Origin of the sequence: Streptomyces sp. NPDC048473, assembly GCF_043200155.1 — a bacterium.
Classification (GTDB): Bacteria; Actinomycetota; Actinomycetes; order Streptomycetales; family Streptomycetaceae; genus Streptomyces.
This window is the reverse complement of the sequence record NZ_JBICXE010000089.1, coordinates 1-15603: the sequence shown is the minus strand read 5'-3', so window position 1 is coordinate 15603 and position 15603 is coordinate 1. Positions and strand designations below refer to the sequence as shown.

Sequence of the window (15603 nt, the reverse complement as noted above, 5' to 3'; positions counted from 1 at the left end):
GACCTGGGTTCGTCGGCCTGGACGACGGTGACGGGGAACATCCGGCGGTCACCACCGGGTTCAGGGCGAGCGGCGGCAGGCGCCTGTCCTCGTCGAAGAAGGTCGTGAACCGGCTGATCAGCAGCCTGCGGGCCCCGGTCGAGCACGGCTTCGCGAGCCTGAAGACCTTCCGGATCCTGACCAAAGTGCGCATGCACCCGCGACACGCGACCGCGCTGGTACGGGCCCTGCTGGTGCTGACGCACCACCAGGTGGCACGGTGACGGACGATCTCCTCGCCACGATCACCGTGATGAGCGGCCCGAGCACCCCAACGCCTCATCACACCAGGCCCGGTGACCTGCACGAATCACGATGGAACTTCCTCAGTAGCCATCCGGCTGCCCGCCCGGCCCTCCAACCACCACGGCACCGGTATCGCGTTGCGCCACCATCGCCCACTCCGCGTCGCTCATGTCCGACGGATACCGCCGCTGCCTGTCCGGCCTGCCGGCCGCGTTCCTGTGCACGTGCGCGAGGCAATCACACTGCGGGTGAACCGAGTTGGGACTCCGCCGACGCGATGGCGTACGGCTGCGGCAACAGGATCTCCTGGAATCCCGAACGGCTTCGACAACCTCCGAGCCGCCAAGAGGCCCTGCCGCTATGCGCCGATCGCACGGGGACCACCCGATCGGGAGTTCCGTTCGATCGACAACTCACGAGTTGTGTCGCGGTGGGTGACGCCGCGGGGAGACGGCGGAGTGGCGTGCCTGGGCCCGGCCCGCTCAGCGGGTCCCGCTCCCGTCCGGGAAGACCTCGTGGATGGCCTTCCCGGTGGTCTGGAGTTTCTTGAGGACGCGGGCGACGTGCTGTTCGACCGTCCGGGGGGAGAGGAACAGCGATTCGGCGATGTCGTGGTTGGTGGCGCCCTGGGCGAGGAGTTCGGCGACCTGCTTCTCGCGTGGTGAGAGCTCGCCGCCGTATCCGCGGCGGCCGCGGCCCGGTGGCCGGGCCAGGCCGAGTCCGTGCTGGAGGTGCTGGCAGCGGGCGAGGTCGGGGGTAGCGCCGAGGCGGGTGTAGACGTCGATGGCCTCGGTGAGGTGTCCGGCGGCGTCCGCGGGGTGCGATCGCGCCAGGGCGTGGCCGAGGTGCTCTGCGGCGCGAGCGGTCTCGTAGGGGCGGCCGATGTCCTGCCAGCGGCGGTGGCATTCGGCGAAGTGCTCGGCGGCACGTTCCGGCTCGGTGGTGCGGAGCAGCATCCCTCGGGCGCAGTGGAGTTCGGCCGTGGCTGCGGGCGCGTCCCTGCCCTGCAGTGCGCGTTGGGCGTCGGTGGTGAGCTCTTCGACGTCCTGCCGGCGGCCGCTGGCAAGCGCGGCCTCGACGGCGACCGGCACCAGGCCGGAATACAGGGCCCAGGTTTCCGCCCGGCGCAGGACGGTGAGGGCGGGCGCGGCGATCGCCCAGGCGTCCTCCGGTGCCCGCTGGGCGAGCCGGGTGCCGGCGAGTCCGGCTGCGGCTCGAAGCTCCAGGTTGACCTGCGAGTTCCGCTCGCCTTGGGCGGCGGCCTTCTTGAACAGTTCGACGGCTCGGGTGTATCGGCCCCGGGCGCGGGCCAGCTCTCCGAGGAGCGATGTCTGCTCGGCATCGGCCAGAAGGATGTCCGGGTACTCGGCGCCGAGCGCATCGAACCGCTCCTCGATCCCCGCCCAGTGACCGGCCACGAACTCCAGCCGCAGCAGGTCGATCCGGCTAGAACAGTCAAGGAACGGGATGTCCGCGCGCTGGGCCAACTCCCGGCTCTCCGCGAGCAGAGCCGCGGCCAGCCGGTCATGGCCCAGCTCGATGGCGAGGTCGCCGCAGTTGTACAGCGCCCGGGTGGTCTGGCGCAGCACCTCGATGTCGTCCGCCTGGCGCGGTAGCTGATCCACGCGGCCCCAGACCGCAGGGTCTCCGGCTTTGGCGAGGAGGGAAAGACGGGTGGCCCGGACGGATGCCCGGATGCCTTCGTCGGCGCATCCCTGGATGGTTTGCTCGGCTCGTTCCAGCCAGTCCCATGCCTGTTCGGAGCCGTTGCGCTCGTTCATGGCCAGCGCGATCATCGCTCGGGCTGCCCGCTCCGGCTGGGTGGCCAGCTCCCGGACTGCCCTTTCCAGCTCGCCGACGCCCGAGCGGTCGCCGCCCTGGCTGATCATGAGCAGGGCCAGTCCCAGGCGTATCTCGCCGCGGGCAGGCTCCGGCAACTGGGGGTCGGCCAGGAGGCGGCGGAGCATGGCGGCGTTGGCCGTGAAGTCCGCGCCGTTGACCACGATCCGGGCCAGCGCCAGGGCGGCACGCGATCGCAGGCCGGCCTCCACACCCGGCTGATCGAGGATCTGGTGCAGCAGAGCGGCGGCGGTGCCGGTGTCGCCCAGGGCGGTGGCCTGGGCGGCGGCCTCCTCGGCGCGATGGAACCAGGACTCCCGGTCGCCGACAGCCAGGGTGTGGTGCGCGATCTGGACCAACGGACTCGGCGACCGGGTCTGCAGCTCCGCTATGGCGCGGCGGTGCAGGCGGGTCCGCCGTGGTCCCGGGATGCGCTCGTAGACGACCTGCTGGGCCAGGACGTGCCGGAAGACGTAGCGGCCGGAGTCGCTCTCGCAAAGCACCGCTGCGCGCAGCGCGTCGGTGAGCCCGTCGGCGCCCTGCTCGGAGTCGAGCTCCGCGACCCGGGTGAGCAGCTGCTCCGTGGCCGGGACGGCGAGGACGGCGGCGCTGTCGGTGATCGCCGCGCCGGCCTTCGACAGCCTGGCCAGGCGCTCGGTGACGGCCTCGCGCAGCCCCACAGGCACCCCGGCGCGGTCGAGCTCCGCGGTGAGGTCGTGGTAGCCGCAGGTCTTGCCGCGCTCACGGAGGGTGATGAGATCCTCCTCGACGGTGAGCGGCAGGCCCTCGCTGCGCCGGTGCAGAGCGTCGGCGAGGGCGGCTGTCGCGTGGCCGCCGAGTGCGGCGCCGGCGAGCTCCTTCACCTCGTTCTCGGTCAGCGGGGCGAGCCGGATCGTCGTGCCGGTGGTGCCGTGCGGCCGGTAGGCGGCGCCGAGCACCGGGGTGCGGGCCGGCAGGTCGTCGCCCCGGTAGGTGAGGACCAGGCTGAGCTGTTCGGGCAGGTCGCGGGCGATCAGCAGGAGCAGGTCCCGGGTGGCCTCGTCCGCCCAGTGCAGGTCTTCCATGATCAGCACCGCCGGACCGATCGCGGTCAGGAAAGACCGCACGGCCTGGACCACCTGGAAGCGCTGGGCAGGCACGCCATCGGGCCGCGGCGGCACGGGCGGGAGCCGATCGGCCAGGTCGGGCAGGAGTGGGGCCAGTGCGCCCGTGGTCGGTGGAATGCCGGTGGCGGGCAGCCAGCGGCCCGCCTTCCGCAGCGCGTCCACCACCGGGCCGTAGGGGAAGGGTTCGCGCAGCGGATGGCAGAAGCCGGTCAGGACCCTGCGATCGTCCGGGGTGAGGGCCGCAGTGGCTTCGCGGACCAGGCGCGACTTGCCGATGCCGGCCTCGCCCTCGACCAGGACCACCGCCGGCGGTCGTCGGATCGCGGCCAGCAGCAGGCCGAACTCCTGCTGGCGGCCGACGCAGGGGAAGCCCCCGTCGAAAGCCGCTGCGCCGAGGTCGGGAGCGGCCGCCACGCGATCGTCTTCTTCACGCCCTGACCACGCCAGAGCGGCCCTCGGGCGCGCGTCAAGCCGCTGGCCGCCCGGCGGTGCCGGCAGTGGACCCACGGAGGCAGACCGCAGAAGTAGAAGCGCTTCGTTACGGTCTCGCCCACCCGCCTTGTCCGTGAACGCCATCTTCGTCATTCCTCCGCCGCCTCCCGCCTCGGTTTCGGCTGCCAGACTAAGCTTGGCGTTTTACGTCACTGTTTCGCTGTCTGAAGAGGTTTGGTGGGGCTCAATTCCTGGGTGCTCGCCATAACGTGGCGGTGGGAAGGGCGGGTTAGCGACGCTGGGGCCGGGTTCTCCGCAGTCCTTCTGGTCGCGTGTGGTCAGGAACCTGCTGGTCAGCCGGCGGGTCGGGGCAGTGCGGCGAGGCAGTGGAAGGCGGCGGCGAGTTCGTGTCGCCAGGGCCAGGTCGCGCTGATCCGCAGGCGTAGGTGTAGGCGTCGGCTGCCGAGGGTGATGCGGCGGCGACGTGCAGCAGCCGGTAGCGGAGTTTCTATGCATCCCGAACCAGCAAGCGGATAGCCGCCACAAGCCGTACTGGCTCGCAACCTACAAGGTCGGGTCGTATGCGAGATCCAACTGACCTGTGCAGATCCAGATGCATCGCGTGTTTTTCAGCCGGGTGGGAGTTTAGGCGTGGGACGTGTCGGCGCAGGACCGCGTTCTCGTGGCGCAGCACCAGCGACTCCGCGTCCTTCGTGACGTCACGCCGCAGCAGCAACGCGGGCAGCGACAAGTGATCCTGACGGTAACGGCCCCGGAAGCAGACCGACCCGGCGCCGGTGCCGGTCCGGCGGCAGGACAGCTGCTCGGCAGGCAGCTGTCCGGCCGGTTCTCAGCTGGTGGCGAAGACTCCGAACTCGTTGAGGCCCCAGCCCCATCCGTCGGCTGGTGCGCCGGTCTTGGCGGAGACCCAGCTGTTGACGCTCAGGAGCACGTAACGGGCCTTCACCTTGGGGAAGGTGTACGAGTGCGGCTGACCGCATTTCTGGACGCCGTGGGCGGCGCAGTCGGTGGTGCCGCCGGAGTCGGCTTCGCTGGCCACGGTCTTCCAGTTGGTGCCGTCCTGCGAGACCTTGAGGTCATAACTTGCCGGGTAGTTCTCCCAGTCGGGGTTGACCTCCATCCGGCCGACCGCGGTACTGGCGCCCAGGTCGACCTTCATGCTCCAGGGATCGCTGGTGGTCGACTGTGCCATGGTCGTGAGATTGCCGTCGACGGCGTTCTCGGTGGGCTTCCCCCAGCCGGTTGCCGGGGTGCCGTTGATCATCGTGACCGGCTTGTGGGCGGCGAGATTCACGGGCTTCGCGGGCGGGGGGGTGGTCGAAGCGCCCCAGCTCTGCGGCGCCGCGTTCATGGTGAATGTGAGGTGTCCACCGCCGGTGAGGTCGGAGTGGCTCAGGAACGGCTTGGTGATGCGCTTGCCGTTGAGGCTGAGCCCCTTCACGTACGGCTTGAGATCTGCGCCCTTGGATTTGATCACCAGCGGCTTGGTGGACCCGGGCAGCCGAAGCGTGACCTTGTCGAACAGGGGGCTGCCCACCGCGTACTCACCGGAGGCCGGGTTGACGGGGTAGAAGCCCATCGCGGAGAACAGGTACCAGGCGGACATCTGGCCGCAGTCGTCGTTGCCGGAGAGACCGTCGGGGGTGGCGTGGTAGTTCTCGTCTGCGATCTGGCGGACCAGTTCCTGGGTCTTCCATGGCCGGCCGGCGTAGTCGTACAGGTAGGGAGAGTGGTGGCTGGGCTCGTTGGTCTGGTTGTTGTGCCCACCGTCGAAGTAGCTGTCGAGCCACTCGGCGAACTTGGCGTCGCCGCCCTTGAGAGCGATCAGGCCAGGGACGTCATGCATGACATCGTTGGTGTATACCCACTTGTCGCCCTCGGTCCAGCCGCCGTTGTTCCAGGAGCCGTCGAAGTTGCGGGCCTGCATGAAGCCCGTCGTGGGGTTGAACAGGTTCTTGTAGTTCTTGCTGCGGTCCAGGAAGAACTGGGCGTCGTCGGTGTTGCCGACGGCCTTGGCGACCTGTGCGACGGCCCAGTCCTCGAAGGCGTAGTCAAGGGTGCGGCTGCCTGCTTCCGCGGTGCGGTCGGCGGCGACCCAGCCGTTCTGCTTGTACGTCGTCAGGCCTGCGCGTGCCTCGGCGGGCGTTCCCTCCTGCCGGTCGCCCCACCACAACTCGGTGTCCTTGTCGGGAGGTGTCATCGCGTTCTTGCGGACGGCCTCGTAGGCGAGGTCCAGGTCGAACCCGTCGAAGCCCTTGGCGATGGCCTCCGCGATGATCGAGTCGGCGTTCGTGCCCACCATGATGTTGGTCTCGGCGAAGTTCTTCCACATGGGAAGCCAGCCGCTTTGCTTGTAGTCCTGCAGCATCGAGGTGACCATGTCGTTGATGCGTTCCGGAGCGAAGAGGGTGAGGAACGCGTTCTGCGCCCGGAAGGTGTCCCAGAGCGAGTATCCGGTGTAGCTGACGCCCTCGTGGACCTTGTCGTCGTAGGCGCTGTAGTAGCGGCCTTGCTCGGACATCTCCGATGGGTACTGCAACGCGTGGTACATGCTGGTGTAGAAGGTGGTGCGCTGGTCGGGGGTGGCGCCGGAGATGTCGACGCGGTCGAGCTTGTCGGCCCAGGCGGCCCTGGTCTTGGCCGCGGTCGCATCGAAGCTCTGGCCGTCGGGAACCTCTGCATTGAGGTTGGCCCGCGCCTGGTCCACCGAGATGAACGAGGTCGCGATCCGGACGTTGACCGTCTCGCTGCCGGCGGGGAACCGGACGTAGCCTGCGAGGTCCTGGTCCGTGCGGTCGGCCTCCCCGTCGAACTGGGTCGCACCCCTGGCCGTGCCGTAGCTGTCGAAGGCGGTGTCGAACCGCGCGACGAAGTACCCCTTGAAGCCGGGCGCCTTGGACGGGCCGAGCTTGCTGTCCTGGCGGTCGGGGTTGTAGCCGGTGATCTCCTTCTTGGCCGGGTCGATGTGCACGCTCCCGGTGATGCCGGACCGGGTGGCCTGCATCACGAAGTTCGTCGCGGCCCCCTGGGGGTAGGTCAGCCGCAGGTGACCGACTCGGGAGGTTCCGGTGAGTTCGGCCTTGAGCACCTGCCCGGGCGCAGGAGTCATGTTCACCGTGTACTTGTCCGGCGCGGCAGTCTCATCGGCGTGAGTGAAGGGCAGGCCTCGATCCGCCTCGGCCGTCTTGACTGCGCCGATTCCTGGCATGCCCACCACATAGCCGGAGTCGCCCATCCAGATCGCCGGCTGATGGGTGCCGATGAACCCGGTGATCTTCGTGTCGTTGTGGTGGTAGGGCAGCCTGCTGACAAAGTTGTTGCGGGTCATCGGCGACCATCGGGTCATCGCGAACGGGGGCGCCGTACTGGGGATCATTCCCCCGTACTCGGTGCCACTGGCGCCCGTCGTCCCGATGAGGGGATCGACATGCTCGACGTTGGACGCCACAGTCACCTCGGACGGCGCTGCGGCCGCCGAGTCTGTCACGCCGATCCACGGGACCAATGCGGCCAGCAGTCCGCCCGCGATCAGGGCTGCCAGCCTGCCGGGGGCCGGCTTCGCGCGTCTCGTGAGCGAAGTCCGGGCCGGGGCTCTCCCGGAACTGTCCGGATACCGACTGGCGATCACCAATGCCTCCAGGGTGGGAACTGTGAATTGACAACGTTGTCACTCTCCCCGGATGCAGAGCCGGAGAAGATCTACTCGGTGTTTGCTGCAGGCCTTCCGGTCGCATCATTGACCGATCGGCCGCCGCCATGCGGCCCACAGTGGCCACCAAGACGTCTCGATCGAGTGCCCACATTTAAATGGTCGGGCACATACTAGGCAAGGCCCTGGTGCAAAAAGATGCGCGATCACGTCTTGTTCGGTCGTATGCGAGCGGCGCGGTGCGATCGTCTGCGGGCCAGCGGCTCAGCATGGTGACCCGTCAGCGATCAGCACGTCGGGCCTCCTGGCCGAGCAGGGTGGCGCCGGTCGAGATCAGCAGGTCCGCGGCCCGTGCAGGCTCGGCCGACCCACACAGCGCCTCGACCGTGGTGAGCGCGTAGACGAGTTCGGGCTTGAGTCAGGAGTCGCGGTGGTTGCGCTTGGGCAACACGCACACCGCCGGCCCGTGCGGCGATTTACCGGGCCGAGGAGGCGACGACCCACCACCACGCCACCGACTGCACGGCGAGCAGCAGGAGCGGCACGCTCATGCCGCCGCCCACTCGGGCGGGCCCTCGCACGATTTCGGAACAGTCTCTTGACACGCAGATGTCCGGCAGGTTTCCTGTGACCACCTGTCAGGGTGCGTCACTTTCTGTTTGATTTTGCTGTCTAGATGCACTCAACCACACAGTTGACACCCGGCCTTACTCGCCTTCACCCGCCGAAGGACTTTTCATGGCCGTCAAGCCCCACCCCCGCCCAGACCCTCCATGGCTCAGCCCGCTGCGGGCACCCACTCCACCCTCGGCTCCGGCTCGACTCCGACCTTGCAGACGGGTCGGCCAACCGAGGGGCACCTCGGGCTGACGGCCTTTCACTCTTCCAGTCATCCGAAGATCTGAGGCGCGGCCACACCTGCCGGAATCGGAAAGAGACCAGGCGCTGGGCCTCCCGCCCCGAAGGCCCCTTCCTGGTGGGCCAGCGTTTGCGGTGGCGACCTCCACGCCGAATCGGCATCCGCCGTCCCTGCACCCCAGCGGATCCCACCTTCGATCAAGGTGCCAACCGGGCCTGTCCGACCTGCCCCCGGGCGCGCACCAGCCGTCAACTGTCCCCGCCCCGAAGCGCCGCATCCCTCATCCCTATGTCGCCAGGATGTCTGCAACCTGACGGTCTGCCACCAGGTCAGCTGGAGGCGCGCGGCGTCTCGGTCCCCACCCATCTCCCCCTGGACGCAAAGGAGCTGACACTGATGAAAGCCCATTCCAGAACGTTACCCATGCTGATACCTACCTTGGCTGCCGCGCTTGGATTCGCGACGCCCACCGCGCCGACGGCTCACGCAGAAGTCGATGCGCAGAGCTGGACGGTGAGCCAGCCCCGAGCCTCCGGGGGGGCGCTCACCGCCACGGTCGCGCTGAACTCGGACGGCGAGCTGTCCTTCGGAGTCCGAAGGGGCAGCACAACCGTGCTCGAACCGGCCCCCGTCGGGCTGGTCACCTCCCAAGCAGACCTGTCCAAGGGCCTGCGGCCGACGGGCCGCACTGACAGGCTGGTGAAGGAGACCTACCGGACCACCACCGGCAAGCGTCTGAACCGCTCCACGCAGATGAACGAGACGCGGCTGTCCTTCACCGGCGCCAACAACACCCCCATCGACCTGGCGGTCCGGGTCTCCGACGACGGTGTCGCCTACCGCTACAACCTGCCGACCGCCAACAGCGGCACCGTGAGCCAGGAAGAGTCGGCATTCCAGCTCCCGGGGAACGCGACGGCATGGCTCACCAAGTACCAGGCCGGCCACGAGCAGCACCACACCCAGACCACGGCCAACGACGCCGCCAGTGGCTCCTTCGGATACCCCGCCCTGTTCCGTGTGCAGGACTCCTACGTTCTGCTGTCGGAGTCCGGGGTCAACGGCAGCTACGCCGGAAGTCAGCTGGCCCACACCTCGGGCAGCGGCCGCTACACCCTCAAGCTGTCCGACTCCGACGTCGACATCAACGGCCCGCTGACTACTCCTTGGCGCACTGCCATGATCGGTGACCTGGCCTCAGTCACCGAGTCGACGTTCACCGACGACGTCGCCCCCGCTTCCCGGATCTCGGACACCTCGTGGATCAAGCCGGGCAAGGTGGCGTGGTCCTGGCTGGCCGGGGGCAAGCCCGTGCAGGCCAGTCTGGCGGCACAGAAGGCGTTCGTCGACTACAGCGCCGAGCACGGCTGGGAGTATGCCCTGGTCGACGACGGCTGGAAGGGGCAGACGTGGATGCCCGAGCTCGTCCGCTACGCGGCCCAGCGAGGCGTCAAGATCATGGCCTGGATGCCCTGGACCGACCTCGACACCGAGGCCGAACGCGACACCGCACTGGCACAGATGAATGAGTGGGGCGTCGTCGGCCTGAAGATCGACTTCATGGACTCGGAAACCCAGAGCCGTTTTCAGTGGTACGACGAAATACTGAAGGCAACGGCCGAGCACAAGCTGATGGTCAATTTCCACGGTGCGACAATCCCCAACGGCCTGCAGCGGACCTGGCCCCACGTCATGGCGTTTGAGGCGGTCCGAGGCGCGGAGTACGGGGGCGGAGCGAACGACGGGCCCAACGGGCGGGCGACCATCACCGACATGACCACGTACCCCTTCGCCCGGAATGTCGTCGGTTCCATGGACTTCACCCCCATGGACCTCCATGTGGGTGGCCACCCCGACTCCGAGGCCGCCGAGCTGGCGCTGTCCGTGGTGTACGAGTCGGGCTTCCAGAACTTTTCCGGAACCGTGGACGCGTACCACGCCCGACCGGAGCTGGAGCGCTTCCTGGAGCAGGTGCCTACGGTCTGGGACGACAGCAAGCTCGTCTCCGGCCTCCCGGGCAAGGACGCGACGTTCGCCCGCCGCAGTGGCAGTCGCTGGTTCCTGGGGTCAATCTCCTCGGGCGACGCACACACGGACAAGGTCCCGCTGAGCTTCCTCGGCGGCGGAGAGTGGCTCGTCGAGACCATCCGCGACGGCAGCAACGGCCTTGTCCGTGAGTCCCGCATCGTGAAGCGGAGCGACACCCTGTCCGTGCCCGTGCCGACCAACGGCGGCTTCGCCGCCATCGCCTGCCACGCGAAGCCAGGCCTGAAGACCTGCGACAAGGCGGTCGACCGTGTTCCCTCCGCGACCCTTGCCCTCACCCCCGACAAGGTGGAGATCAAGCCGGGTGCCACGGCAGAAGTAAAGGGGCGCTTCACCCTTGACCGCTACGGCCCTGTCAAGGACGTCTCGATCGAGGCAGCCGATGCTCCGGCAGGCTGGAAGATCACCGGCACCGGCACCAGCGCCGCCACGCTTGCCGAGGGCGAGGCTCTCACTCCCACATGGAAGATCACCGTTCCCGCGGACGCCACCGTCAACGCAGGAACCGACATGACAGTGACGGCCCGCTATAGCGTCGGACTCAAGGGCAAGACGAGGACCGTCTCCGAGGAGCGCAAACTGCGGGTCTTCGTTCCGCAGCCCGGCGTGGCCTACGTCAGCGAACTGCCCTTCACCGCAGAGTCCAACGGCTGGGGCCCAGTGGAGCGTGACATGTCCAACGGCGAACGCGATCGCGGCGACGGCAACACTCTGCAGATCGCCGGCACCCGATTCCACAAAGGACTCGGAATGCACGCCTCCGGCTCGGTCTCCGTCCGTCTCGACGGCCGGTACCAGCGCTTCACCACCCAGGTGGGCGTGGACGACGAAGTGACCGGCAAGGGCACGGTCGCCTTCGCGGTCGTCGCCGACGGCAAAGTGATCGCGACCACCCCGGTTATGACCGTGGGCGACCAGCCGGCCACCATCGACATCGATGTAACCGCGGTCCAGGAACTGACTCTTCGCGCCACCGACGGCGGCGACGGAATATCCTTCGACCACGCCGACTGGGCCAACACCCGCCTGGTGCCGACCAACTGACATCCGGCATAGACAGGCACCGCTGCCCCGACCGTTCCCCGGTCGGGGCAGCACCCTGCCGCAAGCCTGTTCTCACAGTGCTGACTGAACAGCGTTGGCCCTAGAACTGGAGAATCCGAAAGATGAGGTCGGCATCACCGCCGTGGCCGACGAGGTGGCCCGCCTGCTCGGCGTGCTACGCGCCCGCCGTCCCTGATGTCGGGGCCCGGTCCCGGTGCCCGGCCTTCGTGTGAACCATCACGAGTCGGCTGCCCGTCACGGCGCCGACTCGATTTTCCGCATTTGATTCCCCATCACCGTTCTCCGGTTGGCAGCCGGCCCGAACGAAAAACCAGGTGAACGGGAATCGGATACCAGACGTATTCTCACCGCGCTCGCCCACGCATTCTAGAAGCCGTGAACAACTTTTCTGCCATTCCCGTGAGCGGTGCCCGCAGGATCGGCCGTGGACTGGGAAAACGAGCGCCGACACCTGCACGGAGGTCAATTCTGGCTGCCCTGGAACAGCTCGAATCAAAATTCTTTCAGCCCGCATCCGTTTACCTCGAATTCACTCGCCGCGCCTTCCCTGCGCGATGCAAGCGCACCTAGGCTGCCGCTCGGTCGAAATTGGCCTCTGCCAACCGCAGGGGAATTCGTCCAGTGGGTTCGGCTAATTTTACTTGACGGAAAGGAACTTCCAGGTGACGGGTACAAGCCGTCGGAACTTTCTCGGTATCGCTGGCGCATCGCTGGCCGGTGCCGCGGCGACTCAACTGCTTCCAGGCGCGATCGGCAAGGCGCTGGCGATCGAACCCACCCGCAGGACAGGGACGGTCGAGGACGTCGAGCACGTGGTGATCCTGATGTAGGAGAACCGCTCGTTCGATCACTATTTCGGCACGATGCGGGGTGTGCGCGGGTACGGGGACCCTCGCCCACACATCCTGCCGAACGGCCGTCCGGTGTGGTACCAGCCGCCGGCCCGTGTACACACCGGACGATACAACGGCCGGGGCCTGCCGGCCGATGCGGAGTACGTGCTGCCGTTCCCGGTGGATGCGCTGCGCACCAGCGAGTACATCGCCGGGACCGATCACGGGTGGGGCAGCGGGGAGTTGCTATGGAACGAGGGCCGATACGACGGGTGGGTGAACGAGAAGCAGGACGTGTTCACCATGGCTCACCTGAAACGGTCGGAGTTGCCCTATCACTTCGCCCTGGCGGAAGCGTTCACAGTGTGCGACGCGTACCACTGCTCGATGCCTGCCGACACCGCCCCGAACCGCATCATGCTGTGGAGCGGCACGATCGACCCGCAAAACCGGCTGGGCCGCAAGCCGAATGGCCCCGGTATCGGGGAGCGCGGTGGCGTCAACGGCTATACGTGGACCACCTACCCGGAGCGGCTGCAGGCCGAGGGAGTCAGCTGGAAGCTCTATCAGGGCGGCACCGGGATTCCTGGCCAGCCGACGGACAACTTCACCGACAACTCACTGGAGTTCTTCGCCCGTTACCAGGTCCAGGAGGGTGCATCGGGACCGCTGGTGGAGCAGGGCGTGTCCACCCATACGCTGAAGGAATTCCGCAGCGACGTGGTGAGCGGGAAACTGCCGCAGGTGACCTGGATCGTCCCGCCGTACCAGTACAGCGAACATGCCTCCGCATCCCCCGCCGACGGGGCGTACTACATCGACCTCGTCCTGGAAGCCCTCGTGGCCAACCCCGAGGTGTGGAGCAAGACCGTCCTGATCATCAACTACGACGAGAACGACGGTCTGTTCGACCACGTCGTTCCCCCCATGCTGCCTGTGACCAACAAGGTCGGCACCGACGGGCTCGTATCGCAGAGCCTGGCAGCCAGCCTGGCCGACGAAATCCTGGACTTTGACGTCTGGCGCGCGGGCGAATCGCCGTCGGGCGACAGTGCTCGAGGGAAGCAACCCGCCGGGTTGGGTTCCCGTGTGCCGATGATCGTTGTGTCGCCGTTTTCGAAGGGCGGCTGGGTCTGCTCCGAGGTGTTCGACCACACCTCGGTGCTGCGGTTCCTCGAGACTCGATTCGGTGTCGCCGAGCCGAACATCAGCGCCTGGCGGCGCTCCGTGTGCGGTGACCTCACCTCCGCGTTCGACTTCGCCCGGCCCGACAGTAAGCCCGTCACCCCCGCGGTACCGCAGCCGATGCAGAGTGAGCACCAGCCGTTCTCCGTCAGGCTGCCACAGGCGATGCCTCAGCAGGAGCCCGGTGTCCGCCCAGCCCGGCCGCTGCCGTACCGGTTCGCCGTCGGACTCGGCGACAAGCGGGATGCGCGGTCGCTCTCGCTGCAGTTCGTCAACAGCGGAAACGTGGGCACGTACTTCTACGTGTACGCACACAACGATGCGCCTCGCCGCTACACCGTGGCTGCTCGCGACACCATCAGCGACGTCTGGGACAGCGCCCTCGCAACCGATGCGCAGGGCCACTACGACCTGCGCGTGACCGGGGCCAACGGATACCTCGGCCACTTCACCGGCACCACCGCGAACACCACGGAACCGCGGGTGTCGATACGCCTCGACCACACCGAGAAATCACGGCTGGTCCTCGACGTCAGCAACCCTGGTACTGCCCCCCGGACGCTCCACATCCGTAACGACTACAGTCACGCCGCGGAGCGCACCGTCAATCTCAAGCCGGGCAAAACCACTAAGGTCACGTGGGAAACCGCGTCTGCGCACGGCTGGTATGACATCTCGGTGACCGACAAGGCCGACCCGAGCTACCTCCGCCGGTTCGCCGGCCACCAGGAGACGGGACGTCCCAGCTTCAGTGATCCCGGGCCGATACGGTAACCGGTCCGGGTTGCCCACAGTCTCATCCGTACGCGCATCCGCCATCGTTCGCGCTGGTTCGATCGGCCAGTCCTGGGCGCAGTGATCAGGCGTATGAACGGCACTGAACCCACACGAACCGGCGCGTGTATCGAATGGGCTGGTCACAGCCACTCGTTGAGGTCCGCTACGAGGACGGTCGCCTCGTAGCGGACCCAGCTTGTTGTACCTCGTGGCCACGGCCCGGTGCCTCTTGAGGCGGCAGATGCCGCATTCCACCGCGTGCCGCTCGCGGTAGTCGGCCGGGGCGAACTTCGGCGGCCGGCCACCGCCCTGTCCGCGCGGACCTGTCTGGGCCTGGTGCGGGGCCGGCCGGGCCCGAGACGGGGAACCCGCACGCGGTCCAGGACGACCTCGAATCGAGGGGAGTCACCCCGCTGCCCCTCCTTCAAAGCCGAACTGATCGGGCACCAAGGACCCTGGTCAGCACTGTCAGCTCTCAGCCGACTCCAGTCGACCGGCATCCTCACGCTCGGCCGTCGGCGCCTCGTCATCATTGACGTTGCCCACCTCAAGGCAGCCGCCCGGGGCGAGGAGCTTCCGGGCAATATCTGCTGCAAGGACGATATGCCCGTCATGTGACTCAGCGCACGTTCGTACCGTCCAACGTGGAGTCTCCCGACGCAAAGTCCCTCGTCGAGGTGGAACTCACGGCACACAGGCGCGCTGAGCGGGCAGCCTGGCTGGGCGGGGCGGAGTTCTCCGCAACCTGGTCCGCCAACCCGTCCGCGCGCGAGGCGCGTCGCCTGGCCTGCCTCCTCATCGAGGCATCCAGCGGCGAGCAGGTCAAGACGCTCATCGACCAGTTCGGCAACTGGCACACGACGCGCCGAGGGGGCAGCGGCGGACACGGTCACGGCGCGGCCCCTCTCCACCACGACCGCACCATGCGCACTTGCGTGCGCCCACGCGCCCCGAATTACCGTTCCTGACCGACCAGGGCAGACGAACATCGTGGGGGACGCATGGCAAGAACCGCGCGACAGACGCTGAACGCACTCAGCCGCTCAACGAACATCCACGTCAGGTCAACGGTAGAACTCGCTGCCCATGTCGACTCAGCAACGGCAGCCTTCGACAAGAAACGCCGGGACAAGGGACAAGGACCAGTACGCAGAAAACCTGAACTGCTCCCCGTTCCACGAGCCGAGTGCAGTCAGACGATCGAACTGACACCGTGGCAGGTACTGCACGCCGTGGCGCGTGGCTACGTACTGGCCGGCCAGGGAATGGGGCGCGGGCTCGCGGAACACTGGCTGAGCCTGAAGTTCTGCGAAGCGCTGGGCAATAATCGCGCCGGTGCCATGGATCTCACTGAACCTTTTTCATCCTGTGCCGGGAGGGTGAAATGGCCTGGTGGGCGGGGGCGTGACAAGGCAGGGCCCCTGGTCGTTTGCGTGGTGATCTCACTCATCACACCAGCGACCGAGGGGCCCTGTTGGTTCCGTATCCTTCCATGCTCGACGTACC

Annotated in this window: 6 protein-coding genes and 2 pseudogenes; 5 read left to right on the top strand and 3 right to left on the bottom strand. The window is 67.5% G+C overall.

Going from position 1 to position 15603, the window contains the following annotated elements:
* Positions 1-263, top strand: a 263-nt coding sequence (locus tag ACGFU7_RS45545) for a transposase family protein (RefSeq protein ID WP_393704450.1), incomplete at its 5' end; no start/stop codon positions are given.
* A gap of 504 nt (positions 264-767) precedes the next feature.
* Here ACGFU7_RS45545 and ACGFU7_RS45540 read toward each other — a convergent pair.
* From ACGFU7_RS45540 to ACGFU7_RS45530, 3 genes and pseudogenes are all read right to left on the bottom strand, one after another.
* Positions 768-3644 (bottom strand): ATP-binding protein, encoded by a 2877-nt coding sequence (locus tag ACGFU7_RS45540; protein ID WP_393704449.1) that lies wholly within the window; start codon positions 3642-3644, stop codon positions 768-770.
* Between the two features lie 371 nt (positions 3645-4015).
* A pseudogene (locus ACGFU7_RS45535) lies at positions 4016-4170 on the bottom strand (IS1380 family transposase); the annotation flags it as partial.
* Between the two features lie 342 nt (positions 4171-4512).
* Positions 4513-7311 (bottom strand): GH92 family glycosyl hydrolase, encoded by a 2799-nt coding sequence (locus ACGFU7_RS45530; protein WP_393704452.1) that lies wholly within the window; start codon positions 7309-7311, stop codon positions 4513-4515.
* A gap of 1393 nt (positions 7312-8704) precedes the next feature.
* Here ACGFU7_RS45530 and ACGFU7_RS45525 point away from each other — a divergent pair.
* From ACGFU7_RS45525 to ACGFU7_RS45510, 4 genes and pseudogenes are all read left to right on the top strand, one after another.
* On the top strand, positions 8705-11281 hold the full coding sequence (locus ACGFU7_RS45525) for a glycoside hydrolase family 97 catalytic domain-containing protein (protein WP_393704447.1): 2577 nt from the start codon (positions 8705-8707) through the stop codon (positions 11279-11281).
* A gap of 683 nt (positions 11282-11964) precedes the next feature.
* On the top strand, positions 11965-12132 hold the full coding sequence (locus ACGFU7_RS45520) for a hypothetical protein (RefSeq protein ID WP_393704445.1): 168 nt from the start codon (positions 11965-11967) through the stop codon (positions 12130-12132).
* Positions 12133-12144: 12 nt separating this feature from the next.
* Positions 12145-14094 (top strand): annotated as a pseudogene (locus tag ACGFU7_RS45515) (phosphocholine-specific phospholipase C); the annotation flags it as partial.
* A gap of 617 nt (positions 14095-14711) precedes the next feature.
* Entirely contained in the window at positions 14712-15065 is a 354-nt protein-coding gene (locus ACGFU7_RS45510; RefSeq protein WP_393704444.1) for a hypothetical protein, read from the top strand.
* The last annotated feature ends 538 nt before the right edge of the window (positions 15066-15603 follow it).